General features: G+C 73.8%; 16 protein-coding genes, 1 tRNA gene and 1 riboswitch. Of the genes, 8 read left to right on the forward strand and 9 right to left on the reverse strand.

Annotation, left to right across the window (positions count from 1 at the left end; genetic code table 11):
• Nucleotides 1-522: 522 nt before the first annotated feature.
• Nucleotides 523-1,077, reverse strand: a complete 555-nt coding sequence (locus tag E6R18_RS15480; RefSeq protein ID WP_136317474.1) for a MarR family transcriptional regulator — start codon at nt 1,075-1,077, stop codon at nt 523-525.
• 158 nt (nt 1,078-1,235) lie between these two features.
• Between E6R18_RS15480 and E6R18_RS15485 the strand changes: the two genes are divergently transcribed.
• On the forward strand, nt 1,236-2,543 hold the full coding sequence (locus E6R18_RS15485) for an MFS transporter (protein WP_136317561.1): 1,308 nt from the start codon (nt 1,236-1,238) through the stop codon (nt 2,541-2,543).
• 9 nt (nt 2,544-2,552) lie between these two features.
• Here the strand turns inward: E6R18_RS15485 and E6R18_RS15490 are convergent, their stop codons facing one another.
• Both E6R18_RS15490 and E6R18_RS15495 read right to left on the reverse strand, forming a co-directional pair.
• Nucleotides 2,553-4,199 (reverse strand): SpoIIE family protein phosphatase, encoded by a 1,647-nt coding sequence (locus tag E6R18_RS15490; RefSeq protein WP_136317475.1) that lies wholly within the window; start codon nt 4,197-4,199, stop codon nt 2,553-2,555.
• Between the two features lie 190 nt (nt 4,200-4,389).
• Entirely contained in the window at nt 4,390-5,787 is a 1,398-nt protein-coding gene (locus E6R18_RS15495; RefSeq protein ID WP_136317476.1) for an FAD-dependent oxidoreductase, read from the reverse strand.
• A gap of 462 nt (nt 5,788-6,249) precedes the next feature.
• On the opposite strand from E6R18_RS15495, the gene E6R18_RS15500 reads away from it, so the two are divergent.
• Nucleotides 6,250-7,029: a helix-turn-helix domain-containing protein gene (locus tag E6R18_RS15500; protein ID WP_136317562.1), complete on the forward strand. Its 780-nt coding sequence runs from the start codon at nt 6,250-6,252 to the stop codon at nt 7,027-7,029.
• Nucleotides 7,030-7,372: 343 nt separating this feature from the next.
• On the opposite strand, the gene E6R18_RS15505 is transcribed toward E6R18_RS15500, so the two are convergent.
• Nucleotides 7,373-7,591 carry a hypothetical protein gene (locus E6R18_RS15505; protein ID WP_136317477.1) on the reverse strand — a complete coding sequence of 73 codons (219 nt, stop codon included), beginning with the start codon at nt 7,589-7,591 and terminating at the stop codon, nt 7,373-7,375.
• A 156-nt stretch (nt 7,592-7,747) separates the two neighbouring features.
• Between E6R18_RS15505 and E6R18_RS15510 the strand changes: the two genes are divergently transcribed.
• Nucleotides 7,748-9,505, forward strand: coding sequence for a sigma-70 family RNA polymerase sigma factor (locus E6R18_RS15510; protein ID WP_136317563.1), 1,758 nt, complete (start codon nt 7,748-7,750; stop codon nt 9,503-9,505).
• A gap of 57 nt (nt 9,506-9,562) precedes the next feature.
• Here E6R18_RS15510 and E6R18_RS15515 read toward each other — a convergent pair whose 3' ends face one another.
• Nucleotides 9,563-13,345 (reverse strand): BTAD domain-containing putative transcriptional regulator, encoded by a 3,783-nt coding sequence (locus E6R18_RS15515; RefSeq protein ID WP_136317478.1) that lies wholly within the window; start codon nt 13,343-13,345, stop codon nt 9,563-9,565.
• A gap of 116 nt (nt 13,346-13,461) precedes the next feature.
• Nucleotides 13,462-15,573, reverse strand: a complete 2,112-nt coding sequence (locus E6R18_RS15520; RefSeq protein WP_136317479.1) for an asparagine synthase-related protein — start codon at nt 15,571-15,573, stop codon at nt 13,462-13,464.
• A 1,254-nt stretch (nt 15,574-16,827) separates the two neighbouring features.
• Here E6R18_RS15520 and E6R18_RS15525 point away from each other — a divergent pair.
• The 4 genes from E6R18_RS15525 to E6R18_RS15540 all read left to right on the forward strand — a co-directional run bounded on the left by E6R18_RS15525 (nt 16,828) and on the right by E6R18_RS15540 (nt 22,389).
• Nucleotides 16,828-18,441 carry a sporulation protein gene (locus tag E6R18_RS15525; protein WP_136317480.1) on the forward strand — a complete coding sequence of 538 codons (1,614 nt, stop codon included), beginning with the start codon at nt 16,828-16,830 and terminating at the stop codon, nt 18,439-18,441.
• A 92-nt stretch (nt 18,442-18,533) separates the two neighbouring features.
• Nucleotides 18,534-19,784 carry an L-2-hydroxyglutarate oxidase gene (lhgO, locus tag E6R18_RS15530; RefSeq protein ID WP_136317481.1) on the forward strand — a complete coding sequence of 417 codons (1,251 nt, stop codon included), beginning with the start codon at nt 18,534-18,536 and terminating at the stop codon, nt 19,782-19,784.
• Nucleotides 19,785-19,903: 119 nt separating this feature from the next.
• Entirely contained in the window at nt 19,904-20,746 is an 843-nt protein-coding gene (gene trmB, locus E6R18_RS15535) for a tRNA (guanosine(46)-N7)-methyltransferase TrmB (RefSeq protein ID WP_206308297.1), read from the forward strand.
• Nucleotides 20,747-20,820: 74 nt separating this feature from the next.
• Entirely contained in the window at nt 20,821-22,389 is a 1,569-nt protein-coding gene (locus E6R18_RS15540; RefSeq protein ID WP_168712358.1) for a PrsW family intramembrane metalloprotease, read from the forward strand.
• A 90-nt stretch (nt 22,390-22,479) separates the two neighbouring features.
• Here E6R18_RS15540 and E6R18_RS15545 read toward each other — a convergent pair whose 3' ends face one another.
• From E6R18_RS15545 to E6R18_RS15555, 3 genes are all read right to left on the reverse strand, one after another.
• Complete coding sequence (locus E6R18_RS15545; RefSeq protein ID WP_136317483.1) at nt 22,480-23,676, reverse strand: M23 family metallopeptidase; 1,197 nt, start codon at nt 23,674-23,676, stop codon at nt 22,480-22,482.
• A gap of 11 nt (nt 23,677-23,687) precedes the next feature.
• A riboswitch (cyclic di-AMP (ydaO/yuaA leader) is annotated at nt 23,688-23,841 on the reverse strand.
• A gap of 211 nt (nt 23,842-24,052) precedes the next feature.
• The gene (locus tag E6R18_RS15550; RefSeq protein ID WP_136317565.1) at nt 24,053-25,138 is read right to left on the reverse strand and encodes a PP2C family protein-serine/threonine phosphatase; all 1,086 of its coding nucleotides are present in this window, start codon (nt 25,136-25,138) and stop codon (nt 24,053-24,055) included.
• A 243-nt stretch (nt 25,139-25,381) separates the two neighbouring features.
• Nucleotides 25,382-25,455: transfer RNA gene (locus E6R18_RS15555), tRNA-Met, on the reverse strand.
• A gap of 280 nt (nt 25,456-25,735) precedes the next feature.
• On the opposite strand from E6R18_RS15555, the gene E6R18_RS15560 reads away from it, so the two are divergent.
• The gene (locus E6R18_RS15560; RefSeq protein WP_136317484.1) at nt 25,736-26,128 is read left to right on the forward strand and encodes a hypothetical protein; all 393 of its coding nucleotides are present in this window, start codon (nt 25,736-25,738) and stop codon (nt 26,126-26,128) included.
• The last annotated feature ends 654 nt before the right edge of the window (nt 26,129-26,782 follow it).

Raw genomic sequence — 26,782 nt, forward strand, 5'->3', positions numbered from 1 at the left:
ACCTGCCGAAGCAGGCCGGGGTATCAACATATCTGGCGTTGACTTTTGGCACGCTGTTGAGTTCTCAAGGAACGGACGCTTCCTTTGTACTCACCCCTGCGGGCTTTCCTCCGGGCGCTTCCCTTCGGTCTTGCGTTTCCGACTCTATCAGACTCTTTCGTGTCCGATTCCCGGTCGAAGCGGGTCGCGCTTTTTCGCTTTCCAGTTCTTCGCTTTCGCGTTTCCCTTTCCGGCGAGTCCGACTCTATCAGATCCTTTCGGGCCTGATTCCCAGTCAGTGGGGCTTGTCCTCGCGGCTGTTGGGCCGTTCCGACGTCCAAAACTCTAGCGGATTTTCCCGGCGACTCATAATCGAGCCTTCGAAATTAATTTCGGCATGCCGAAATTTCTCCGAGTGGGAGATCGTGCTGAGTTTTGGTTGCCGCATCCGCGGCGGGATCGGTTTCCACAGAACCGCAAGGGCTCCGTGGCAACCCGAAGAACCTTACGGATGGCAGAGGGGCGTGTCAACCCCCCTCCTGGTCAGTCCAGGTCGGTGAGCCGGCCGCCCGCGTCCGGCTGCGCGTGCTCCACCCTGCGCAGCAGGCGGGTCAGCATCTCACCGAGCACTCCGCGCTCGCCGCTTCCGAGGTCCTGGAGCAGGTCCTCCTCGAAGTCGGTGGCCATCCGCATCGCCTCCAGCCACTTCGTACGCCCCTCGTCCGTCAGCTCGACGATGACGCGTACGCGGTTGTTCTCGTCGCGGTCGCGGGTCACCAGACCCTCGCCGGCCATGCGGTCGATGCGGTGGGTCATCGCGGCCGGGGTGAGGCCGAGGCGCTTGGCCAGCTCGCCCGGGCCGAGCCGGTACGGCTCCCCGCCCAGGACGAGGGTCTTGAGCACCTCCCACTCCGCGTTGCTGATGCCGAGAGCGGCGAGCTGCCTCCCGTACGCCACGTTCATCCGGCGGTTCAGCCGGCCGAGGGCGGAGACGACCTGTTCCACCTGCGGGTCCAGGTCGCGGTACTCGCGCTGGTAGGCGGCGATCTGCTCGTCGAGGCTCGGCTCCTGGAGCTCGGGCTCGGTGGTGTCAGACATGGCGCGCAGTATGGCACGCCCCCCATAGCCGTCGAAGTCCTTCGGACTGTAGTGTTGAGGGTTGAAGTTTAGTGGTAAAGTCTTCGGGTTCGAGTCGTTCGGTACGCGACGACACAGAGAGTTTCGAGAGCTTGAGGTAGGTGAGTGTGACCAGGGAGATGGGCGCAGCGCTGCGGAGGATCCAGTTGGGGAGCGCGCTGAGCGCGTTCGGGCTCGGGTTCACCGTTCCGTATCTGTACGTCTACGTGGCGCAGGTGCGGGATTTGGGCGCCGGTACGGCGGGGGTCGTGCTGGCGGTCTTCGCGATGGCGGCGCTCGCCGTGCTGCCGTTCACCGGCCGGGCCGTCGACCGGCGCGGGCCGCTGCCCGTGCTGATCGTCGCTTCGGTCATCGCCTCCCTGGGCGCGGTCGCACTGGGTCTGTCCTCGCAGGTCACCGCTGCCGTGCTGTCGGCGGCGGTGCTCGGCGCGGGTACGGCCGTGATGCAGCCGGCACTCGCCACGATGCTCGTCCGGTGCACGGGCACCAGTACGCGTACGCGGGCGTTCGCCATGCAGTTCTTCCTGCAGAACCTGGGCCTCGGCATCGGCGGGCTGGTCGGCGGGCAGATCGTCGACACGAGCCGGCCGGCGTCGTTCACCCTGCTGTTCCTGATCGAAGCGGTGATGTTCCTGGTGCTCGGCGCCATCGCCGCGACCGTGCGGATGCCCCGTACCCCCGTGGCCGCTCCGGGAGCGGTGGCGGACGGGACGGCTCCGCGTGGCGGGCTGCGGGCGCTGCTCTCGCACCGGGCCATGGTGCAGCTGTGCGTGCTGGGCTTCGTGGTGTTCTTCGCCTGCTACGGGCAGTTCGAGTCCGGGCTCGCGGCGTACGGCACCGAGGCGGCCGGGATCCAGCCCTCGACGCTCGGCGTGGCGTTGGCCGCGAACACCGCCGTCATCGTCGTCGCCCAGTTCGTGGTGCTGCGTCTCGTGGAGCGCCGCCGGCGCACCCGGGTCATCGCCGCGGTCGGTCTGATCTGGGCGTTCGCCTGGATCGTGGCCGGTTACGCGGGCCTCGGGCACGGCAGCCAGACCATGGCGACGGCCGCGATGATCTCGACGTACGCGCTGTTCGGGCTCGGTGAGTCGATGCTGTCGCCGACGGTCGCGCCGCTGGTCGCTGACCTGGCGCCGGAGTCGATGGTCGGGCAGTACAACTCGGCGTTCGCCCTGTGCAAGCAGCTCGCGCTGGCGGTCGGCCCTGCCGTGGGCGGGCCGATGGGGGCCTCGCTGCACGGCCCGTACATCGTGACGTTCGTCCTGTTCTCGCTGGGCATCACCGCGCTGGCGCTGCGGCTCGGCCGGCGGCTCACCCCCGTACAGGACCAGCCCTCGCTGGCGAATGTGCCGTCGCGGGTGGTGGCCGTGTCGGTGCCGCAGGAGACGCCGGCGGAGGTGCCGGCTCCGGTTGCCGCCGTGCACTGACGGCGGGTGCTACTGCGGCAGGGCGAATTCGCACCACACCGCCTTGCCGCCGTCGGGGGTGCGGCGGCTCCCCCATGACGTGGCGATCGAGGCGACGATCGAGATGCCCCGGCCCGCCTCGTCCGCCGGCTCCGCGCGGCGGCGGCGCGGCAGGTGGTCGTCGCCGTCCGTCACCTCGATGATCAGCCGGCGGTCGGTGCGGCGCAGGCCCAGGCGCATGGGCGGGGTCCCGTGCTGCAGGGAGTTGGCGACCAGCTCACCGGCGGCGAGGACGCCGAGATCGCACAGTTCCACCGGGAAACGCCATGACGTGAGCACGCCCGTCGCGAAGGCGCGGGCGCGGGGGGCCGCCTCGGTGCCGCCGAGCAGATCGAGCGAGGCGTTGTGGAAGAGCTCGGCTGCGGCGCCCGTGCGGGCGGGGTGCTGCACGACCAGGACCGCCACGTCGTCATCGTGCTCGGCGGTGACGTTGAGGGAGCGGATCAGCCGGTCGCAGACGACCTGCGGTGCGCCCTTCGCGCCGGACAGCGCCCTCTCCAGCGCGGCCACACCCTCGTCGATGTCCTCACTGCGGCGCTCGACCAGCCCGTCCGTGTAGAGGACGGCGGTGGAACCGGGCGGCAGGGGGATCGTGCCCGAGGTGTGAATCCAGCCGCCGGTGCCGAGCGGCGGGCCGATCGGGTCCTCCGCGCGGTGGACCGTGCCCTCCTCGTCGCGCACCAGGATCGGCAGATGGCCGGCGGAGGCGTAGACGAGCAGTCCCTCGTTGGGATCGTGGACGGCGTAGGCGCAGGTGGCGATCTGGCTGGCGTCGATCTCGGCGGCGAGCCCGTCGAGCAGCTGGAGCACCTCGTGCGGCGGGAGGTCCAGGCGGGCGTAGGCCCGTACGGCTGTGCGCAGCTGGCCCATGACGGCGGCGGCGCGCACCCCGCGGCCCATCACGTCTCCGATGACGAGCGCGGTGCGGCCCGCGCCGAGGGTGATCACGTCGTACCAGTCCCCGCCGACCGCGGCGTCCGTGCCGCCCGGCTGGTAGGTGGCGGCGATCCGCAGGTCGTCGGGCTGTTCGAGCTCCTGGGGGAGCAGTGAGCGCTGGAGCGTGACGGCGGTTTCGCGGTGGCGGCCCTCGCTGGTGCGCAGCCGTTCGGCCGCTTCGGCGTGGTCGGTGACGTCGGCGGCGTAGACGAGGACTCCGCCGTCGCGCCCCTTCTCCCTGTCCTCGCGCACGGGGGAGCAGGTCACGGTGTACGAGCGGCCGTCGGCGGCCTTGCGGGACTTGACCGTGCGCGGGGTGCCGCTGCGCAGGACCTGGTCCATGAGGGGCAGCAGGCTGAGGTCGGCGAGCTCGGGCATGGCCTCGGCGGCGGGGGCTCCGCAGGGGCGCGGGCCGAAGGCGGTGGTGTAGGCGTCGTTGACGTACGCGATGCGGTGGTCGGGGCCGTGCACCAGGGCGATGAGGGCGGGCAGCCGGCCCAGGATGTCGCGGGCGGAGAGGTCCTCCAGGTCGGGCGCCGAGGGCAGGGGGATGCCACCGGGCCCGTCCTGCGGCGGGCCGGCCCCGGGCTCGGCGCGGGCCGCCGGTACGGAGCTGTGGTCCTCCCGGGCGGCGCGACGCTGCGTACCGGGGAGGCGGGCGCTCCAACGCGTGAAGTTCACGGAATTTCTGGCCTCGTGTGTCGGTCTGGTCCGCTCGGGCGGGCTGCTTCCTCTGCCGGGGCGTCCCACCTGTCGGGGGGCGTTCGTCGCCCCTGGGACGGTCTTCGCTGGTCACTGTCGGTTGCGGCCGGCCGGGTCACTCTGTGCAGATGTGGGCCCACCCATGGTCACACGTCCAGTGTGTCGGACCCTACTGACAGTCGTCCCCGTCGGGCCGTGGGCGCCTGCCCGCGGCGAGTTCGAACTCGGCCCTGGGGTGTTCCAGGGAGCCCAGGGAGACGATTTCGCGTTTGAAGAGGCCGGCGAGCGTCCATTCGGCCAGGACGCGTGCCTTCCGGTTGAAGGTGGGGACCCGGCTCAGGTGGTACATGCGGTGGATCAGCCAGGCCGGGTAGCCCTTGAGCCTGCGTCCGTAGATGTGCGCGACACCCTTGTGGAGGCCGAGCGAGGCGACGGAGCCCGCGTAGCTGTGGCGGTATTCGGTGAGCGGTCCGCCGTCGAGCGCGGCGACGACGTTGTCCGCGAGGACCTTGGCCTGGCGGACCGCGTGCTGGGCGTTGGGTGCGGTCGTGCGGCCCGGTTCGGCGGCGGTGAGGTCGGGTACGGCCGCGGCGTCCCCCGCGGCCCAGGCGTGTTCGGTGCTCTCGACGGTGAGCCGGGCCGTGCAGCGGAGCCTGCCGCGTGCGTCGAGGGGCAGGCCGGTGGCGGCGAGGAGCGGGGCGGGTTTGACGCCGGCGGTCCACACGAGGGTGCGGGTGGGGAAGCGGGAGCCGTCGCTGAGCACGGCGATCCGGTCCTCGCAGGAGTCGAGCCGGGTGTCGAGGCGTACGTCGATGTTGCGGCCGCGTAGTTCCCGTACGGCGTACCGGCCGAGCGATTCGCCGACCTCGGGCAGGATGCGGCCGGTGGCCTCGACGAGGATCCATTTCAGGTCCTCGGCCTTGATGTTGTGGTAGTACCGCGCGGTGTAGCGGGCCATGTCCTCCAGCTCCGCGAGTGCCTCCACGCCGGCATAGCCGCCGCCGACGACGACGAAGGTCAGGGCGGCGTCGCGGACGGCGGGGTCGCGGGTGGCGGAGGCGATGTCCATCTGCTCGATGACGTGGTTGCGCAGCCCGATGGCCTCCTCGATCGTCTTGAAACCGACGCCGTTGTCGGCGAGGCCGGGGACGGGGAGGGTGCGCGAGACGGAGCCGGGTGCGAGGACGAGTTCGTCGTACTCGATCTCCAGGGCGCCGGTGCCGTCCTCGCCGCCGGCGAGCGTGGTGACGGTGGCGGTGCGCTTGGTGTGGTCGACGCTCCGGGCCTCGCCGATGACGATGGTGCAGTGCGGCAGGACGCGGCGCAGCGGTACGACGACATGGCGCGGTGAGATCGAGCCGGCGGCCGCTTCCGGAAGGAAGGGCTGATACGTCATATAGGGCTCGGGCGCGACGACGACGATCTCGGTGTCGCCGCTTCTCAGTCTCTGCTTGAGCTTCCGCTGGAGGCGCAGCGCTGTGTACATCCCGACGTAGCCTCCGCCGACGACGAGAATGCGCGTGCCCGGCGGGGGGCCGGGGGGTGTTCCCCCGGAAGCTGAAGCCATCACCACCCCATGACGCAACGTGCACCGGAGTTTGTCCACAGGCCCGGCAAATTGTGTGACCGGAGGTTCGGAACGGGCCGGTGGTGCGGGGCGGTTCCGTGGCGGGCCAGTCCCGCAGGTCAGGCATTGCGGCGCAGGGCAGGGGCGGGTGGCCGATCGGTGACCAACCGGTCCTTGCTCCGATCGGGGGGCGCTCCGGGCGGAACTGCCCTCTTCTGAATTGACCCTGGCTCAACTATGTTCGTATGTCGTCGGGGTGCCGGACGGTGACCATCGGTCCGCCCTCGACTGACACGGCGGGAGTCTCCGGGGGGAGACGTCATAACCGGGGGAACTGTTATGGATATTCAGGAATCGCATTGGCCGACCACTGCTGTCGCGCCTGAAGAAACCGGACACATCGGGGCAGTCGGCACCCTCAACGGGGTGGGGCCCACCACAACCGCCACGTCTTCGGCGCCGGTGGGCGCGCTCGGCAGCGCGCTCGGCGCCCCGGCCGGTGTCACCTCCGCGCATGTGCGGTCGGCCCCGCTGCGGGTGGACGCGCAGCGCAATCTGGAGCACGTACTGCGGGCCGCGCGCGAGGTGTTCGGAGAGCTGGGATACGGCGCCCCGATGGAGGACGTGGCACGCCGTGCCCGGGTCGGCGTCGGCACGGTGTACCGGCGCTTCCCCAGCAAGGATGTGCTGGTGCGCCGGATAGCCGAGGAGGAGACCTCCCGGCTGACCGACCAGGCCCGCTCCGCGCTGGGGCAGGAGGACGAGCCGTGGTCGGCGCTCTCGCGCTTCCTGCGGACCTCGGTGGCCTCGGGGGCGGGCCGGCTGCTGCCGCCTCAGATACTGCGGGTGGGCGTGGAGTCCGATGACCCGACGGGCGTCGGTGAGACGGGTGCCGCGGGGGCGGCCGATCCGGTGGGGGACGCGCGGAACGAGGCCCGGGTGCCCCAGCAGCGGAAGGAAGCGGGCGCGGCCGCGCGGGTGGCCTCTGCCGGCCCCCGGTCCGACCGGGAGACCGGTGGTGAGGATCTGGGCGCCGGAGCGGCGGAACTGCTGGAGGTCGTGGGCCGGCTGGTCGACCGGGCGCGGACGTCGGGTGAGCTGCGGCGCGATGTGACGGTGTCGGACGTGCTGCTGGTCATCGCGACGGCGGCTCCTTCGCTGCCGGACGCGGTTCAGCAGGCGGCGGCCTCTTCCCGGCTGCTGGACATCCTGCTGGAGGGGCTGCGCTCCCGGCCCGAGTGACGGCGGGCCGGCGGACGAGGGGGCGGCGGGGGCTTCGGCCTTCGGCGGGGTGAGGAGTTCCTCGCCCTCCCCGTGTCGCGCCCTGTCGCGTCACCCCGGCCGGTTCCTCCGCATCAGCCCAGCCGGTTGATCCTTCCCCGAATGAGTGCCCGCTAGTGCTCACATTCGGCAGTACGCCCCGGATGAGTGGTTGGCGGGACTGAGGGCCCGTCGCCTCGGCGCTCTGTGGCACGCTTGCCCGGTATTGGGTCCGATGGCGCATACGGGGGCGTCCGCGATGAGTGGTGACGGGCAGAGGGAAGAGTCGTACGACGGTGTGTCCACCGCGGGCGACGGTACGGGGTCAGGCGGCTCGCCCGGGTACCAGGTGCCGAGCCAGGCTGCCCCCGGACACCAGGGCGTCGTTCCCGGACACCAGGGCGTCGTTCCCGGGCACGAGGCCGCTCCCGGGCATCAGGTCGGCTCCGGGCACCAGGGCGTCGTTCCCGGACACGAGGCCCCCGGGCATCAGCGCGGCTCCGGGCACCAGGGCGTCGTTCCCGGACACGAGGCCCCCGGGCATCAGCGCGGCTCCGGGCACCAGGGCGCCGGTGAGGACGACGGCGGCGGAACGGTCCTGCCCGGTCCGTGGCCGCCCGCGCCGGTCGGCAGCGGTGTCCCGGCGGCCGATGCGGGGCCTTCGGGGACGGGGGCCGTCGATGTGGCGGTTGCCGTGCCGATGCAGCGGGCGGGGCGGGGCTCGGGGGCTGCGGAGGGCTCCGCGGCGGGACCGTCCGACGCGCGGTTGATCCAGCGGATGCGTGAGGGCGACGACCTCGCCTACGACGAGCTGTTCCGCCGCCACTCGCAGGCCGTGCGCCGTTACGCCCGCACCTGCTGCCGGGACGGGCACACCGCCGACGACCTGACGGCCGAGGTATTCGCCCGGACGCTGCAGGCGGTCCGGGGCGGCAAGGGGCCCGAAGAGGCGGTGCGCGCCTACTTGATGACGGCGGTGCGGCATGTCGCCGCCGCGTGGACGAAGACCGCGAAGCGCGAGCAACTGGTGGACGACTTCGCCGCGTTCGCCGCACAGGCCGCGCGCTCGTCGGAGGTGTCGGACGCGGACACCCTCGACCTGGGCGCCGACGTGCTGGCGATGCACGAGGCCGAGCAGTCGATGGCCATGCAGGCATTCCGCAGCCTCCCGGAGCGCTGGCAGGCCGTCCTGTGGCACACCACCGTCGAGGAGGAGTCGCCCAGCGACATCGCCCCCCTCTTCGGGCTGACCGCGAACGCCACGTCGGTCCTGGCCAGCCGGGCCCGCGAAGGTCTCAAGCAGGCGTACTTGCAGGCCCATGTGAGCCAGGCGCTCACCTCGGGCGGGGGCTGCGCGCGGTACGCCGACCGGCTCGGCGCCTACGCCCGGGGCGGGCTGCGCATGCGGGCCGAGCGCGGGCTGCGCGGGCACCTGGACGAGTGCGCGAAGTGCCGGGTCGCGGCGGGCGAGCTGGCCCAGGTCAACGCCGGCATCCCCGCGCTGCTCCCGGTCGCGGTCATCGGCTGGTTCGCCGCCGGATACACGCTCAAGGCGGCCGGAATCGCAGCGGGAGGCGCGGTGGGTGCCGCCGGGGCGGGGGCCGCCGCCGCGGCGACCGGAGGGGGCTCGTCCGCGGGCTCGGCCGGTGGCGCGGCGGCCTCCGAGGGGCTCGGTGCCCCGGCGAAGGCCGGGATCGCGGCGGCGGTCGTCGTCGCGGCGGCGGCCGGGCTCGTCTGGGCGCTGGTGGGCGACGACCAGCCCAGGCCCGAGGCGAAACCGGTGCCGAAGCCCCCGGCCGTGGCGCCCGCCGTGCCCACGCCCGCACCTACGCCCCCGGAGCCCGAGCCGACCCCGCCGAAGCCCGCGCCGCCGGCCCCCGCACCGCCGAAGCCCACCCCCGCCCCTACTCCCCCGAAGCCCACGCCGACACCGACACCCACGCCGACACCGACACCCACACCGACGCCAACTCCGACCCCCACGCCCACCCCGACTCCCCCGCCGCCTCCCGCGCCGGTGCCGGAGGTCTACCGGGTCAGCGAGCTGGCCTACACCCTGATCGGCGACCACAGCGCCCCCGAGGTGGTGCTCGGTGAGAGCAGCTGGGTCTGGCAGCGTTCCGGCATGTCGATCGGCGGCGCGCGGTACGCGCACGGGGTGACCGTCCACAGCCGTTCCTCTGTGGTCATCCAGCTGAACCGCCAGTGCACCCGCTACGAGGCGATGGCCGGCGTCGATGACCTCACCATGGGGGTCGGCGCGGTGCGGTTCTCGGTGTTCGACGGCGACGGGGTGCGGTTGTGGCAGTCCCCGGTGATGCGCGGTGACGATCCCGCCGTGCCGGTCGGGGTGAACGTCAAGGGCCGGACGCGGATTCGGCTCGTCGTGGAACCGGAGCATCCGTACGGCAGGGTGGCCCTCGCCGACTGGGCCGAGTCGCGGATCATCTGCCGCTGAGGGGGCTCGGCGGTGTCGCTGCGGTTGCGGCGGGCCTTCGAGCGGGGCAACAGGCTTCTACGGCACCGGCAGGTCCGCGACGATGCCCGTCAGGAGGTCGATGACGTCGTCCAGGGTCAGCCCGAGGCCCGCGGCGTGCTCCTCCTCGTAGCGCTGCGCGCCCAGTTCCTTGCGGCACAGCCGCTCGACCGCCTCGATCTCGGCCTGCTCCCCCGCGGTCCTGGGGCTCGACAGGTGCCGCCAGTCGTCTGCGGCGGCGAGGATGCGGACGGCGGCCGCGCGGTGGCCCAGCTTGGACAGGACCGTCACCGCGCCATCGGCCAGATGACCGGTGACGATCTCGGCGCACTGCGCCTCCTTCGCCGCGACCAGGGCTGCGGCCAGCCCGCGCGCCCCGGCGTCGAGACCGCCGTCGGGCCCGGGCTCGTACACGGTGATCCGGGCCGACAGCCCGTTCATCGCCACGGTGAAGTGCGACGGCGGGCCGCCGCGCCCGGCCTGCTCCTGGGCGACGGTGAGCAGCCGCCGGGCGTCCGCGATGTCGCCCCGGTGGAACGCCATGGTGGCGCGCAGGTAGTGGGTGTACGCGGTGGCGTCGTGCGCCTGGTGGCGTTCCGCCTCGGCCTCCGAACTGTCCAGCCTCTGGTGGGCGGCGGCCAGGTCGCCCGTACGGTAGGAGAGTTCGGCGAGCCGGGCCAGGATGAACGGGGCCTCGGCGTGGGCACCGACCTCGCGGGCGAGCAGCAGCGCCTCCTCGTAGGCGGCACGCGCCTCGTCGTAGCGTCCGCGCATCATGCCCGCCTCGGCTGCGGCGCTCGCGACCTGGGCGCGCATCCACCGGTCTCCGACGCGGCGGCTCAGGGCGCGCAGTTCGGCGAGGTCGTCATCGATGCCGGGCATGCCGCCCGGCATGTCCACCAGCATGTGCGCGCGGAACATCAGGATGACGCCGTACTCCCAGGCGCCGCCGTACTCGCGGGCGTTGTCGACGGCCGCGTCGATCTTCCCCCGGGTGTCCTCCGTGGTCCCGGTGAGGTACGAGGTCATCGGCCAGAGCAGCCCGGGGAAGCAGACGCTGTGGGGCCTGGAGGCGGCGAACGCGTCGGCCACCCGGCGCACGAGCGCATGGAGTTCGGCGTCGTCGTGGGCCATCTCGGACTGCCCGCTCTCCGCCGCGAAGAAGAACCACAGCAGGTGGAGGTTCATCCGGGGCCAGTACCGGGGGTCCGACTCGTCGGTGGGTTCGGGGCCGAGCGAGCGGGCCCTCCGGGTCCAGGCCAGGCCCTCCGAGCGGTAGTTGCGCAGCCACCAGAACCAGCCCATGCCCAGCACCAGACGCGCGGCCTCCGGCTCGGCGGGGCCGGAGGGTGCGGTGGTGCGCTGGAGGGCGGCGCGGATGTTGTCGAGGTCCGTCTCCAGGCGCTGGATCCAGGGGAGCTGGTCGCCGGAGCGCAGGCGCGGTTCGGCCTCCTCCACGAGCGCGAGGAAGTACGCGGTGTGCGCGCTCTCGGCTGCGGCGCGCACCTGCGGGGCCTCGGCGCACCGCTCGGCGGCGTACTCGTGGATCGTCTCAAGGAGGCGGTAGCGCATCGCCCCGTCCGCGGCCGGGGCGGCGACGACCAGGGACTTGTCGACCAGTGCGCCGAGCAGGTCGGCCGTGTCGGCGGCGGGGCGGCCCTCGCCCGCTGGTGTCCTGATGACGGCTTCGGCGGCGGTCAGGTCCCAGCCGCCCGCGAACACGGAGACCTGCCGCAGGGCGGTCCGTTCGTCCTCGTCCAGGAGGTCCCAGGACCAGTCGACAACGGCTCGCAGAGTCTGCTGGCGGGGCAGCACGGTCCGGCTGCCGCCCGTCAGCAGACGGAACCGGTCGTCCAGCCGGTCCGCGATCTGGCGCGGTCCGAGCAGACGCAGCCGGGCGGCGGCCAGCTCGATCGCGAGCGGCAGACCGTCGAGCCGGCGGCAGATCTCCGCGACGGCGTCAGGATCGTGCGCGGGCTCGTGGTCGGGGTCGAATCCCGGGCGCACGGCCCTGGCGCGTTCGGTGAAGAGGCGGTGGGCGGGGTCGGCGGGGAGCGGGTCGACCGGTCGCACGGACTCGCCGGGGACGGCGAGCGGCTCCCGGCTGGTGGCGAGGATGCGCAGCTGCGGGCAGCGGGTCAGCAGGGTCTCGGCCAGCGCTGCGGCGGCGCCGATGACGTGCTCGCAGTTGTCCAGGATGAGGAGCACGGGCGTGGAACGAGAACCGTGCCCCAGGCGGTCGACCAGCAGATCGACGGGGCCGGTGCGCGGCAGGGAGCCGTCGAGGGTGTTGTCCCGCAGCAACGCGGTCTCGCGCAGGCCGAGCGCGGAGAGCACGGCTCCCGGGACGGCTTCGGGGTCTTCCACGGGGGCGAGTTCGGCGATCCAGACGTCCGGCGCGGTAGTGCCGGCCGGATTCCGGCGTGCCGCTGACTCCTCGGCGAGTCGGGTCTTCCCCGAGCCGCCTGGGCCGGTGAGGGTGACCAGCCGGGACCGGGCCAGGTCGTCGTGGATGGCGCGGAGTTCGGGTTCGCGCCCTACGAAGGAGGTGAGCCGGGGGCGCAGGTTGCCCCGGGCAGGTTTCACGTGAAACAAGCCGCTTTCGGCGGGCGCGGGAGGTGCGGGTGCGAGGAGTTCGCGGTGCAGGGCGGTCAGTTCGGGCCCGGGGTCGGTGCCGAGCCCGTCGGCGAGGGCGCGGCGCGCGTCCTCGTACGCGGCGAGCGCGTCGGCCTGCCGGCCGTCGGCGCGCAGGGCCCGTATGAGCTGAGCCCGGAAGCGCTCGTCGTACGGGTGGGCGGCGGTCAGCTCCGTCAGCTCGGCGACGAGGGCGGCGGGGGGCGGGGCGGAGGGGAGGGTGGAGGACAGGGCGGACCCGTTGGCGGTGGCGTGGGGGCCGGCGGTGGCGGTCCCTGCCTCGGCCCCGGGCTCGGTCCCTGTCCCGGCCCCGACGCCTGTCCCTGTCCCGGCCCCGGCCCCTGTCCCTGTCCCTGTCCCGGCCCCGGGCTCGGCCCCTGCACCTGCCCCGGGCCCGGGTTCGGGCTCGGACCCGCTCCCTGCCCCGCTCCCTGCCCCGGCCTCGGCCTCGGCCGGTACGGACGCGCTCGTTGGGCGTGCGGCGCCGGATGCGGCGGCAGACCCGGGATACGCGGCGCCGGAGGTCGCGGCGGGCCCGGGATACGGAACGCCGACAGCCGCGGCAGGCCCGGAATACGCGGCGCCGTGAGCCGCGACATGCCCCGGGTACGGAGCACCGGAAGCCGCGACATGCCCCGGGTACGGAGCACCGGAAGCCGCCTCCGCGGTCTTCCCCGCGCCCGTCGCGCGGCGCAGGTCGGCCTCGATGCGGCGTTCCAGGGCGGCCAGGCGGTGGGCCTCGGGGCGCAGGGCGTGGCCGTGGTCGCTCTCGGGCAGGTCGGCCAGGGCGGGGCCGCGCCACAGGGCGAGGGCGGTCCGCAGGGTGCGGGCGGCCGCGTCCGGGGTGCCGGCCTCCAGCTCGGCCCCGCCCTGCCGGGCCAGCCGCTCGAACACGTACAGGTCCACGTCGTCCGGTCCGGCGGTGAGGCGGTAGCCGCCCGGAGTGCTGGTCAGCGCCTCCTTGCCGAGCACCCGGCGCAGCCGCCCGACGAGGGCCTGGAGCGCGGCGGGCGCGTCGGCGGGGGGCTCGTCCGCCCAGACGTCGTCCACGAGCTCGGCGACGGTGACGGGGCGCCCCGGCCGCAGGGCGAGGGCGGCGAGAAGGGCGCGCAGCCGGCTGCCGCCGAGAGGCAGCGGGCCGCCGTTCTCGTCTCGCGCCTCGGTGGCGCCCAGGATCAGATACCGCACGGCACCATTGTGTCCCGCCCCCACCCCCTGAGAGCAGCGGTCGGGCGGACCGGGACGTCTCAGGACAGTCCGCCCGCGCCCGCCGGGACCACGCGGCGGGGCCCGGGCCGGCCGGCTCAGCCCTGCAGCGAGCGGCGGGCCGGGACGACTCCGCCGGCGACCGCGCGCTGGCGGGGGGCCGCCGTGCCCGTCCAGCAGGTGCCGCGCCGTGAGACGAGGCGGCGCAGCCACAGTTCGGTGGAGGCGAGGTCGGCGAGCCCGTCCAGGGGAAGGGGTTCGCCCTCGGAGGCCGCGCGCAGGGCCTTGCGTACGACGCGGGCCTCGACCAGGCCCGCGTCGGCGAGCAGCGGGGCGTCGAAGAGGGCGATCAGCTCGGGCAGGGCGGCGCGCAGGCCGGTCCGGGTGACCTCGGTCGAGCCGGCCTGGGAGGGGGCGCCCCAGCCCGGCGGCAGCTCGTGGATGCCCGCACCGGCCAGGACGCGGCGCAGGATCGCCGCGCGGGCGCCCGGCTGGACCCGCAGGGACTCGGGGAGCGCGCGGGCGGCGCGTACGACCTGGTTGTCGAGGAAGGGGGCGTGCAGCCGCTGGCTGCGGATCTCGGCGGCCTGCTCCAGGACGCGGTGGTCGGCGGCGCTGCGGGTGAGGGCGGCTCTGGCCCGGGCCTCGCCGGGGCGCTGGACGGAGGACGGGCGGATCGCCGCCTCCTGGAGGCGAACCGATACTTCAGCCAGCGCCTCTCCGGTCAGCCACCGGGCGGCGGGCCCCGGCCTGGACCAGGCGAGCGCGGCGAGCGAGGCGTCGGCCGGGGTGTCGAGGCCGGGTGCGAGGCGGTTGGCGTCGGGCAGCCGGCCGGCGGCCGTTTCGAGGCCGGTGCGGTAGGACGTACGGGCGAGCCGGCGGGCCGCGCGGTAGACGGTCAGCGGGACGAACAGGGAGTGCGCGGAGGGCCCTTCGGCCTTGGCGAGGGCGGCGACCGGGCGCAGCAGGTGGCGCCGGCGCCGGTCCATCAGCAGGTCGGCGAGGCGGGCCGGGTGGGCGTCGAGGACCTGCCGGGCGCCGGCCCCCACGAAGTGGTCGGCGCTGCCCGCGGAGAGCCGGCGCCGGTGGCGTTCGGCGAGGACGAGGGAGGGGGCCGGTTCGTCGGTGAGCGCGCCGGCGCCCAGTTCGGCGTAGGGCAGGGCCTCCTCGCCCGCGGCAACGACGACGTGGTGCAGGCGGGGGTTGGCCGCGATGGCGCGGGCGCGTTCGAGTTCGGCCTCGTGGGCGCGGGTCGTCAGGTCGTTGAAGGTGACGGCGAGCAGCCGCTCCCCCGCGCCGGTGCCGTGGCCGAGGATCGTGCCGGGCAGCCCGGGGAGGCCGGCGGCCAGCAGGGCGAGGGTCGCCGACGCGCTGCCGCCGGAGAGGTCGGCGCCGATGCCGGGCACGGGCGCGCCCCGGGCGGCGCGGCGTTCGGCCGGGCCCATGCCGGGGACCGGGCCCGGGTCGGGCGGCAGGGTCTCCGGGGCGTGGCGCGGGGCCAGCAGCCGGGCGCGTACCGCTTCGACCAGGGCGTCGCGCACCCCTTCGACGGCGCTCACCGGGTCGAGCTCGGGCGCGGCCACGGCGAGGGAGGCCACGGCCTCGTACCCGGTGATCTCCCGCGAGCCCTCGCGGAGGATCAGGGCGTGGCCGGGCGGGATGCGCTTCACGCCCGCGTAGGGGGTGCCGTCGCGCAGCGCCTCCGGGGTCTCGGGGCAGGCGAGCAGCGCGGCCAGGTGGCCGATGTCCAGCTGCGCCTCGATGAGGTCGGCGAGGGGGAGCGCGGCGGTGGCGTACGCCGTGCCGGCGGCCCAGGGCGTGTAGAAGACGGGCCGGGCTCCGGCGAGGTCGCCGACGACGGTGATCCGGCGGCCGATCTGGACGACGGCCGTGTAGCTGCCGGTCCACGCGGTGAGGTGGCGCAGGGCTCCACCGCGGGCGGCGAGCAGGCCGACGCGGAGTTGTTCGTCGGTGGCGCCGCAGCATCCGAGCACGGCGAGCCGGACGGTGGTCGCGCCCTCGGCGGTGTCCAGCCGGACGGTACGGATCTCGTCGGGCCGCCAGTCGCCGACCGCCCAGAGCGGATCGGGGTCTCCCCACAGGAGTTGGGAGCCCACGGGGTGCATCGTGCGCCCGTCGTCACCGCCGCCCACCGCACCGGCCGTGCCGAAGCTCGCGGCGATACTGCTCCAACCCACCAACCAACGCATCGCCGCCTCCACAGGCTGTGGACAAAAACGGCGCGGCAGGGAAGCACCCGGAGAACTCCGGTGGCGGTCGGCGCCGTTGCGGACATGCTGCCACGACAACGGCGCGCAGGAGTGGCTACGGACGGCGCACGTCGTGAGCGCATGCGCCCCTGGCAAAGGCCGCAGGGCCGCCGCCGGAGCAACCGGCCCGCGAACGGCCCGCGCGCGTCGCGCGCGTCGCCAACGGAGGTACGGATTCCGGGCGTTGCGTTCCCCGCACCCGCTCCGCGTGAACGGCCCTCTTCCGGCCATCTCGCGCAGTCGGCGCGAGCGGTGGCGGGAATGTCCGCGCACCGCTCGACCCAACCTCGTCCGACCGTCGAGATCCGGCCAATCTCCGAAGGAATGGGAACCGGCGGGGAGGCGACGAGTCGCCCTGTTCCTCCGTATTCCTCCCTGTTCGGGCGACGCTTTGCCGGGCGGCGCCCCCCGATCCCCCGCACGCCCGGCAAACGCCTGTGGAACGCCCCCGCGGGACCCGGAACCCACGGTCCGGGAGGCGGGCTACGCCTCCCGGACCGGTCCACCGCCCGCGGGGAATGGGACGGTGATATCCCCCAGCCCCTGTGTCCAGCACAGCGGGCCGATCCACGCAGCACCCATGCAAGCGCCGCCTCCGGGGCCGGGCCAGAGCGCACGTACGGGCGCACGGCCACACACCGGGGTGCACGCGCGAGCACCCGGGACCGGCCTCGGGAAACCGGCCGGGAGCGCCGGGGACACGGCCCCGCCCGTACGCCCCCGATGCCCGTCCGCGCTGGTCGGCGGGCGGGGAGCCGCCGGGCTCCCCGCACTCGGTGACCGCCGCACACCCCGTCGACTGCCGCCGGCGACCGGGCCGGCACCCGCCCCGACGCCTCCACACGCCCTTCCCCACTCCCCCGTATTTCCCCCGCCCTTCCTTCGCCCTTCCTCCGCCTCGCGTTCGCCCCTGCTGCCCCGTACGCCTCTATCGTTCTCATCCGCCACACGACTCCCCGCGCGTGGCCGGGACGGACAACAATCCCGCCATACGGACGTCCGGCCCTTAACGGTAGGGATGCGACGAACTACGCTGGGTTGACTGATGTTCTCAGCAGGGCGGCATATTCCCCGGGGCACGGCCAAATGCGTGTGCGGGCGGAGTGACGGGGTTCGTCCCTGGGGAGAACACGGTACGAATGCCGCGCGCCGTGACGGTGACGCGGCTGCCGTCTGTGTGTCGAGGGGTGGCCCATGTCCAGGGAGCAACGCGGACCGAACGAGAAGCTCGGCACCGTTCTCGCCCTCGCGGGAATCAGCAACGCCGGGCTCGCCCGGCGGGTCAACGACCTCGGGGCGCAGCGCGGGCTGACCCTCCGGTACGACAAGACGTCGGTCGCCCGGTGGGTCTCCAAGGGCATGGTGCCCCAGGGCGCCGCGCCCCATCTCATCGCCGCGGCGATCGGCGCCAAGCTCGGCCGGCCCGTTCCGCTGCACGAGATCGGGCTCGCCGACGCCGATCCGGCGCCCGAGGTCGGGCTGGCCTTCCCGCGCGACGTGGGCGAGGCCGTGCGATCGGCCACGGAGCTGTACCGGCTGGATCTGGCCGGACGGCGGGCCGGCAGCGGCGGGATCTGGCAGTCGCTGGCGGGCTCCTTCTCCGTGAGCGCGTACGCCACCCCCGCGTCCCGCTGGCTGATATCCCCTGCCGACCCGTCGGTGGCCCGCAGTTCGGCGGCCGTCACGGGACCGCCGCCCGGCGCCCAGGGCGCGCGGGGCGCATCGGGGGCGCACAGCGCATCGGCGACGGCCGGGGCACAGGGACGGCAGGGCCTGCCCGGCACGGCCCTCGCCCCGCCCGCCCAGGGCAGCGGCGCACCGCCGGTCCCCGGGCACAGTCTGATGATTCCGGCCCAGCCCGGCCCCGAGTCCGGACCCGACGCCTCCTCGCTGCGCGTCGGCCACAGCGATGTCTCCAAGCTGCGCGAGGCAGCCCAGGACGCGCGCCGCTGGGACTCCAAGTACGGCGGCGGGGACTGGCGTTCCTCGATGGTCCCGGAGTGCTTACGCGTCGACGCGGCCCCGCTGCTGCTCGGTTCGTACAGCGACGAGGTCGGCCGGGCGCTGTTCGGCGCGGCGGCCGAGCTGACCCGGCTGGCCGGCTGGATGGCCTTCGACACCGGCCAGCAGGAGGCGGCCCAGCGGTACTACATCCAGGCGCTGCGCCTGGCGCGGGCGGCGGCCGACGTGCCGCTCGGCGGTTACGTACTGGCGTCGATGTCGCTCCAGGCGACCTACCGCGGCTTCGCCGACGAGGGCGTCGACCTCGCGCAGGCCGCCGTCGAGCGCAACCGCGGCCTCGCGACGGCCCGCACGATGAGCTTCTTCCGCCTGGTGGAGGCCCGGGCCCACGCCAAGGCGAACGACGCGCCGGCCGCGGGGGCCGCGCTCAAGGCGTCCGAGAGCTGGCTGGAGCGTTCCCGCGACGGCGACGCGGACCCCGCGTGGCTGGGCTTCTACTCGTACGACAGATTCGCGGCCGACGCCGCGGAGTGCCACCTCGACCTGAAGGCGCCCCGCCAGGTGCGGCGCTTCACCGAGCAGGCGCTGTCCCGGCCCACCGAGGAGTTCGTCCGCTCGCACGGGCTGCGGCTCGTGGTCTCGGCGGTCGCCGAGCTGGAGTCGGGCAATCTGGACGCGGCCTGCGCGGCGGGCACCCGGGCCGTGGAGGTGGCGGGCCGCATCTCGTCGGCGCGGACCACCGAGTACGTGCGCGACCTGCTGCACCGGCTGGAACCGTACGGGGACGAGCCGCGCGTCGCCGAGCTGCGCGAGCGCGCCCGCCCCCTGCTGGTCGCCCCGGCGTAACCCGCCCGCTCTCGGGACGCGCCAGGCTCGCCCGCACTGGTTCGAGTGCGTTGTCAGTGGGTCAGTGCACTATCGGGGTGGGAGGTGGCGTGATGATGACTCACGCGGCGTACGACTGCGACGTGCTGGTGATCGGCGGCGGGATCGTCGGCCTGTCGGCCGCGTACGCGCTCACGCGGACCGCACCGGGCACGCGGGTGACCGTGCTGGAGAAGGAGCGGGCTCCGGCGTGCCACCAGACCGGGCGCAACAGCGGGGTGATCCACAGCGGGATCTACTATCCGCCGGGCTCCCTCAAGGCCCGGTACGCGCTGGGCGGCGCCGCGGAGATGGTCGACTTCTGCCGGGAGCACTCCATCGCGCACGCGGTGACCGGCAAGCTGATCGTCGCGACGGACCGCGCCGAGCTCCCCCGGCTGCACACCTTGGTCCAGCGCGGCCGCGAGCACGGGCTGCCGGTGCGCGAGCTGGGGCCCGCGCAGATCGCCGAGTACGAGCCGAGGGTGCGGGGCCTCGCCGCGATCCGGGTGGGCACGACGGGCGTGTGCGACTTCCGGGCGGTCGCCGGGCGGCTCGCCGACGAGGTGCGCGGCGCGGGCGGCCTGATCCGGTTCGGCGCCGAGGTCACCGCGATAGACCGGCGCCCCTGGGGCGTGGCCGTGCGCACCGCCGACGGCCTGGTGGTGCGGGCCCGGGTGCTGGTCAACTGCGCGGGGCTGCACTGCGACCGCGTCGCGCGGCTGGCCGGTGACGACCCGGGAATGCGGATCGTGCCGTTCCGGGGCGAGTACTACGAGCTGGCCCGACCCGAGCTGGTGCGCGGCCTGGTCTATCCGGTGCCCGACCCGGCGTTCCCGTTCCTCGGCGTGCACCTGACCCGCGGCCACGACGGCTCCGTCCACGTCGGGCCCAACGCGGTCCCGGCGGCGGCCCGCGAGGGCTACGGCTGGCCTGTCGTCCGCCCCCGCGAGCTGCTGTCCACGCTGGCCTGGCCGGGCTCCTGGCGGATCGCCCGAAGACACTGGCGGTACGGGGCGGGCGAGGTGCACCGCTCACTGTCGAAGCACGCCTTCACCCAGGCCGTGCGCCGGCTCCTGCCCGACGTCACCGAGGACGACCTGCGCCCCTCGCCGGCCGGCGTCCGCGCCCAGGCCGTGCTGCGGGACGGCACCCTGGTGGACGACTTCCTGATCCGCGAGGCCCCGCACACCGTGCACGTGCTGAACGCCCCGTCGCCCGCCGCCACCGCCTCCCTGCCCATCGGCCGGGAAGTGGCCCGCCGGGCGCTGCTCCGGGCCCGGTCGGCCGGATGGAAGCCGCCCACCCTGGAGGCCGCCGGGTGACCCGCGCCGGAGCCCGCCGGGTGACCCCTGCACGCGCCCGCCGGGTGACCCCTGCCCGTGGTCGCCGAGTGACCCGTGCGCGGGCGGCCCCGTAGAATCAGGCCATTGTGTCTGAGTCCTTGAACCCCTCCCACCCGACGCCCGGCGACGCCGCCGCGCCGGACGGCACCGCGTCCACCACCGCCGGAATCCCGGACGATCTGCGGGCCGCGTCCCTGGAGCGCGCGCGTCGGCTGCGCCAGGAGCCCCGTTTCCCCGGCGGCCCCGCCGCCGACCCGGCCGGCTCGCACCACGAGCGCCGCATCCGCAGCTTCCAGCCGCGCCGCAGCCGGGTCACGCCCGGCCAGCAGGACGCCCTGGAGCGGCTGTGGCCGAAGTGGGGCCTGGACATCGACGGGCTGCGCGTCCTCGACCTGCCCGCGATGTTCGACGGGCTCCCGGTGGTGCTGGAGATCGGCTTCGGCATGGGTGAGGCCACCGCGCAGATGGCGGCCGACGACCCGGGCACCGGCATCCTCGCCGTAGACGTGCACACGCCCGGCCAGGGCAACCTGCTCGGTCTCGCCGACCGGAACGGGTCGACCAACGTCCGGGTCGCCAACGGGGACGCGATCATCCTGCTGCGCGAGATGCTGGAGCCGGACTCGCTGGACGGGCTGCGGGTGTACTTCCCCGACCCGTGGCCCAAGACCCGCCACCACAAGCGCCGGCTGATCCAGCCGGAGTTCCTCGACCTGGTGGCGGGGCGGCTGAGGCCCGGGGCGATCGTGCACTGCGCGACCGACTGGGAGCCGTACGCCGAGCAGATGCTGGAGGTGCTGACCGCGCACCCCCGTTTCGAGAACACCGCGGCCGACGGCGGTTACGCCCCGCGGCCCGCGTTCCGGCCGCGGACCCGGTTCGAGGGGCAGGGCCTGGACAAGGGCCACGTGGTGCACGACCTGCTCTTCGCCCGCCGCTGATCCGGGCACCTCGCACGCCCCGGGCCGCACCCCGCGCCATGGCCGTTGTCAGTCCCGCTCGTTAGGGTCGTGGGGTGTCCGACGGGTCTGTTCAGCGACAACGGCAGGATCAGCCGGCCGTCCCGGTGCTCGAGGAGCAGCGGGTCGGCGAGATCCTGGCCGCCGTACCGGAGCGGGGCCAGTGGCGTTACCGGCCCCGCCGCGTCGGCGTGCTGTGGCGGAATCGGACGTTCCGCGTGTTCGCCGTCTTCGCGCTGCTGGCGCTCTGCGGCGTGGTGATCCTGGCCCTGGTGCGGGACGAGACCGGGACCGAGGGGTTCCTCGTCGGTCTGGGGCTGGCCGTGCTGCCGGTCCCGGTGCTGATGACGGCCTTCCGCTGGCTGGACCGGGTCGACCCCGCGCCCTGGCGCAACCTGCTGTTCGCCTTCGCGTGGGGCGCGTGCGCGGCGGCGCTGGTCGCGATCCTCGCCAACTCCTTCGCGACCCGGTGGATCGCCACCGCCGACCCGGGCAACGCGGACACCCTGGGCGCCACGGTCATAGCCCCCGTGGTCGAGGAGAGCGCCAAGGCGGCGGCCGTCCTGCTGCTCCTGCTGTTCCGCAGACGGCAGTTCACCGGCATCGTCAGCGGCATGGTCGCCGCCGGCTTCGCCGCGACCGGTTTCGCCTTCACCGAGAACATCCTCTATCTGGGCAACGCCTTCGGCGAGGACCAGCAGATGGGCTCCGCCTTCGCCTCGGTGACCGTGATGACGTTCCTCGTGCGGGCGGTGATGACGCCGTTCGCGCACCCCCTGTTCACCGTCCTGACCGGCATCGGCCTCGGGATGGCCGCGAGCAGCGCACCGCGCCAACGGGTCAGGCGCATCGCGGCGCCGCTGCTCGGCCTGCTCCTCGCGATGGGCATGCACGCCCTGTGGAACGGCTCGGCGACCTTCGGCCGGTACGGCTTCTACGTCGTGTACGGGGCCTTCATGGTCCCGGTCTTCGGCCTGGTGACCTGGCTGGCCGTCTGGTCGCGCCGCAACGAGCTGCGCACCCTCGCCGTCGAGCTCCCGGTGTACGCGGAGGCCGGCTGGCTGGCCTCCGCCGAACCGCTCACCCTCTCCTCGATGCGGGCCCGCTCCCTGGCCAGGCACGCCGCGCGGCGGCGGTATCCGGTGGCGGAACACGGAAGGGCGGCGGCACGAACGGTCGCCGAGTACGAGGCGTTCGCGACGTCCCTGGCCTTCCTGCGCCGGCAGGTCCGCCGGGGCACGGCCGACCCGGACTTCGCCGCCCGCGAGCTGGAGCTGCTGCACCACCTGTGGCAGCGCCGGGACATCGCGGGCCCCGCCCTGGCCTACGCGGCCCGGATCACGCACCGCGCCCGCACCCACCGCCTCGCGCCGCCGGGCCCGTACCCGTATCCGTGGTACGGGACGCGCGGCCCCTCGGGCCCGTACGGCCCCTCGCCGTACGCGCATCCCGCGCAGCCGTACGGCCCCCGGCCCTACGGACAACAGCCGTCCTCCGCCCCGCCGCCGTACGGCCAACAGCCCTCCGCGTACCAGCCGTACCAGCCCGACCAGGTCGGCCGGCCGTACGCGCAGCCGCCGTACACCGCCCCGCAGCAGACCGGCAGCCCTGACGTCGGGGGGTGAGCGTCAGGACTGCCGGGGTTCGATGGGCGCGCGGCGGCCGTGCCGGGCGCGCGCCGACGCGAAGGGGCGCGCGCCGGAGTGCGTAAGGGGTCAGACGGTCAGGCCGCGGGCGCGCAGCCAGGCCATCGGGTCGATGCCGGTGCCGTCCGGGGTGTGGACCTCCAGGTGGAGGTGCGGGCCGGTGACGTTGCCGGTGGCGCCGACGCGTCCGATGGTGTCGCCGGTGGTGACCTTCTGGCCGACGGTGACGCCGATCGAGGACTGGTGGCAGAACCACAGCTCCGTACCGTCCTCGAGCTCCAGCACCGTGCGGTAGCCGTAGGCGCCGGACCAGCCGGCCGACTTGATGGTGCCGGAGTGGATGGCCTTGATCGGGGTGCCGGTGGGGGCCGCGAAGTCGAGGCCCGTGTGGTAGCCGGAGGACCACATCGAACCGGCCTCGCCGAACGTCGAGGTGATCGTGTACGAGGAGGTCGGGATGGCGTAACTGGCGGCGAGCTTGGCGAGGCGCAGGGCCTCGGCCTTCTTCTTCGCCTCCTCCTCCGCCTTCTTCTTCTCGGCGGCGGCCTTGGCCTCGGCCTCGTCCTGCTGCTTCTTCGCCTCGGCGGCGGCCTTCTCGGCAGCGGCCTTCTCCTCGGCCGCCTTGGCCTCGGCGTCGGCGGCGCCCTGCTGCTGCTCGGCCTGCTGGAGGATGCGGGCGCGCAGCGCCTCACCGGCGTCGGTGGTGCCCTGCTCGGCCTCGGCCGTGGTGATGCCGGCGGTCGTCAGCGGGGCGGCGGCTGCCGCGGTGGCCGGGGTATCGGCCTCGGCCTCGGCCTCGGCCTCACCGGTGAACAACGCACCCACGCCGGGAAGGGACTTGGCGTCGGGGAGATTGTCCGCGATGGAATCGGGAAGGGAGATGGAGACCGGCGGTTTGCTCTGCGCGGTGGCCATGCCTCCCGCACCGACGGCCGCGATGACACCGACGCCGAGGACGGTGGAGCTACGGGCCAGACCATTGCGCTGCTTGGCGACACGATGCTTGCCGCGGACGGGGCGGACGGACTCCTCGGTGGGGTTCCATTCCTCGAAGGCCCGGTCGGAGTCGGCCTCGTCGGCGCGGAAACCGGCACCGAAACCTGAGCCGGTGCCGTGGGCGAAGCCGTTGCCCCGATCGGTCGTGTAGTCCGCGTAGTCGCTTCCCTGCTCGGGGACGTAAGCGGCGGCGGGGCCCGACGCGAAGTCGGGGCCGTACTCGGGCACGAACCGGGAAGGCGATTCGGGGGCAGGCTTGTTGGACGCCACGCGGGCGCACTCCTTTCCTTCCTTCTCGCCTACCGGGTTAGCTGACGGGTTCGGAGCAGGAAGGTCTCCTACGGGTGCCTCCGCCTCTTGTGAAGACAGAGATGCCCGATTCACCCCATGTAGGTGGTTCCCCGGTTCCCTTGCGGAATTCGGCGCTCGCGCACGGTGCCGCCACTGACGGCGGCTGGGACAACCGCGCTGCGTTATCGAACGTTAATAGACAGACGGCTCCGATTCCAAGCCGTTCCCACTGATCGTTCACGTCCTTGGCCTGGACTTTACGGGACACAACCGGGTGCAATCGGGCGAGTTGATCGCCCCTCGGCCATTACCCGGTTCCTGACATTGCGTCAAACGTTATGCGGAGCGACGCCCTTCAGTCACGCAGGGTGGCGTCCCTCTTGATGATCTTGACCGTCCTGCGTCGGCCGGGCTGCCCCTTCGCCGGCCGCTGGACCGCGAGCAGCGCCATGTCGTCGGTCGCCCTGCCCCCCGTATGCAGCCGTACGTCGTCGCTGAGCGCGGACAGCAGCTCCTCGGGCTCCGGGAAGAGCCGGCCGCGCAGCCGCTCCACCGGGTCGTAGAAGACGCCTTCGGCGTTACGGGCCTCGGACAGGCCGTCCGTGTAGAACAGGAGCGTCCCCCCGTCCGGCAGCCCCCACTCGTCCGCCCGGTCCGGCCGCACGTCCAGGCCCATGCCCAGCGGCAGCGCGGGCTCCGAGGGCGCCAGGACCTCCACCGCCCCGTCCTGGCGCAGCAGCAGCGGGTCGGGGTGGCCCCGGTTCACGATCCGCACCAGGTGCGCACCCGGCGGGATTTCCGCGAGCACGGCGGTGACGAACTCCTCGAACGCGTCGAAGCCGCCGCCCCGGGTCGACTCGCGCGCCAGCGCGCGTTCCAGCCGCTGCGCCACCCCCTCCAGCGACTTCTCCTGCTCGGCCGCCTCCCGGAACGCGCCGATGACCACCGCCACCGCCGCCACCGCGTCCAGCCCCTTCCCGCGCACGTCACCGAGCACCAGGCGTACGCCGTACGGGGTGTCGGTCGCCGAGAACAGGTCACCCCCGACGAACTCGTCCGCCTGCGCCGCCTCGTAGCGCGCGGCCACGTGCAGCCCGCCGATCCGGTCGGCCGGCGTCGGCAGCACGGCCCGCATGGCGGTCTCCGCGATCACCCGGGCGGAGGCCAGCTGCTCGTCACCGCGCCGGACGACCCGGTTGATCACACCGGCCTCGACGGAGACCGCGAAGACGGTGAGCAGTTCGATGAAAGGGACCACTCCCGGCAGGTCCCCGGTGTACAGCCGCATCCCGGCGATGGCGAGCATCCCGGCGATCCCGATCCGGAGGGTCGCGCCCAGGCTGAAGAAGGGGGCGGCGAGCACCGGGGCGGCCGCGAACATCGGGACGGCCGTGAAGGCGGGCGGGGTGAAGAAGTCGAACACCACCCCCACCACGATCATCGCGGCGGGCAGCAACCGGACGAACCCGCGGCTCCGCACACCGCGCACCGGCCACCGTCGCTTCCACTTCCCCACCTGCGGTCTCCTGCCCGGCGCCACCACGGCCGCGGACGGTACCGCGCACCACTCCCAGACTCGCCGCTGCCGGGCGCCGGGGCGACTTCTGGTCGGCCGATGGAGCGAAGCACCCGGGAAACACATCGGGCCCGGCACGCTGCTCGCGTGCCGGGCCCGATGTTTCAGTAGCGGGGACAGGATTTGAACCTGCGACCTCTGGGTTATGAGCCCAGCGAGCTACCGAGCTGCTCCACCCCGCGTCGATGAACACAACTCTACGGCATGTTCGGAGCTCTCATGACCACCCGCCCCGCACGCCCCCCTGCGCACCGGCTCCCGGACCGCGGCCGGCCCTCGCCGGAACGTCAAAGTGTCGAAAACGAGAAGGTGTTGCGAGGAACACGTGTTCTGCCGCAAGGTAACTGCTGCGCCCCCGGCCCGGTGGGCTGCCCGTACGAGCAGGCCCCCGACCGCGCATGCCGGCGCACCCGGGAGCCGCTCCCGGTCTCTCATCGCAGCCTGTCTGGAGGGCTCTCGACGATGACCGCACCGCTCACCTCCGATCACACCCCCGCCTCCTCGGCCACCCCGCCGTCGCCCGTACGCGCCGCCGCCACGAGCGGTCTCATCGGCGGCGTGATGGGCGCGGTGATGAGCGCGGCGGTGAACTACCTGGCGATCGGCCTCCCGGCCAGTGAGTCGGCCAACGCGGCCAACCATGCGATATCTGGCCTGATCAGCGGATTCATCGCCGGTTTCATCGGCATCATGGTCCACAGCAGGAAGACGGCCGCGGCGGCGGTCGCGACGACCACCACCGTCACCGCCGACACGGACACCGCCCCGGACGCGGACGCGGAAACGGGCACGAAGACGGCCCCCGAGGCGGACGCCGGCAAGACTCCGGCCACCGCCTCCGTACCGGAGAAGTAGCCGCCGCACTCCACGCCGCGCCGCGCCGCGCTCCGTCCGGACCGCTCCCTCCCCTCCTGGCGGAAGCCGGGCCACACCAACGGACGAGCGCGCGCATACGGCGATATGACGTGATCGCGCGCGGCACACCCATGGGCGAGCGCGACGTCCAGGAGGCGAAGGAACGCGAGGCGGCCTTCGAGGCGTACGTCAGAGAGGCGGTCGCACCCCGCGCACGGCCGACTCCCACTCCGCCCGCCCCGGGCCGTCGAACCCCGGCGCGAAGTCCGGGTGTTCCGCCGGCCAGACCGCCGGCCGGCCCGCACCTCCTCGGTGCCGTAGGCCAGGTCGGCGGGCTGGACGAGATGGCGGACCCGGGCGCGGGCCCGCATGACGACCGGGTCGTCCCAGGAACACGCGGACAGGGCGGCCTTCTCACGGGCGCTCTCACGGGCCCCGTCCTGAGTCCCCGTCCCGGCGGGCGGCGGCCGGTCCGGCTCCCGGCCGAGGTTCCTCAGCCGGGCCTCGTCGGCCCGCTCCATCGCGGCCTGGACGTCGAACCACGGGCGCAGCCGCCGCCCGGCCCAGCGGTGGTAGGCGTCCGCGAACGCCGCCGGACCGCCCGCAGCGTCCTCGGCGTGGCGGACCACCCACTGGGCCGCCCACAGGGCCGGG

It is taken from the genome of Streptomyces sp. A1277 (assembly GCF_004795015.1).
In the GTDB taxonomy this organism is placed as follows: Bacteria; Actinomycetota; Actinomycetes; order Streptomycetales; family Streptomycetaceae; genus Streptomyces.

Coding starts and splice junctions, on each gene's coding strand:
- E6R18_RS15480 (WP_136317474.1), bottom strand. CDS start 1,077: ATGTCTGACACCACCGAGCCCGAGCTCCAGGAGCCGAGCCTCGACGAG.
- E6R18_RS15485 (WP_136317561.1), top strand. CDS start 1,236: ATGGGCGCAGCGCTGCGGAGGATCCAGTTGGGGAGCGCGCTGAGCGCG.
- E6R18_RS15495 (WP_136317476.1), bottom strand. CDS start 5,787: ATGGCTTCAGCTTCCGGGGGAACACCCCCCGGCCCCCCGCCGGGCACG.
- E6R18_RS15505 (WP_136317477.1), bottom strand. CDS start 7,591: ATGCCCGGGGGCCTCGTGTCCGGGAACGACGCCCTGGTGCCCGGAGCC.
- E6R18_RS15510 (WP_136317563.1), top strand. CDS start 7,748: ATGCAGCGGGCGGGGCGGGGCTCGGGGGCTGCGGAGGGCTCCGCGGCG.
- E6R18_RS15520 (WP_136317479.1), bottom strand. CDS start 15,573: ATGCGTTGGTTGGTGGGTTGGAGCAGTATCGCCGCGAGCTTCGGCACG.
- E6R18_RS15525 (WP_136317480.1), top strand. CDS start 16,828: ATGTCCAGGGAGCAACGCGGACCGAACGAGAAGCTCGGCACCGTTCTC.
- lhgO (WP_136317481.1), top strand. CDS start 18,534: ATGATGACTCACGCGGCGTACGACTGCGACGTGCTGGTGATCGGCGGC.
- E6R18_RS15550 (WP_136317565.1), bottom strand. CDS start 25,138: ATGATCGTGGTGGGGGTGGTGTTCGACTTCTTCACCCCGCCCGCCTTC.
- E6R18_RS15560 (WP_136317484.1), top strand. CDS start 25,736: ATGACCGCACCGCTCACCTCCGATCACACCCCCGCCTCCTCGGCCACC.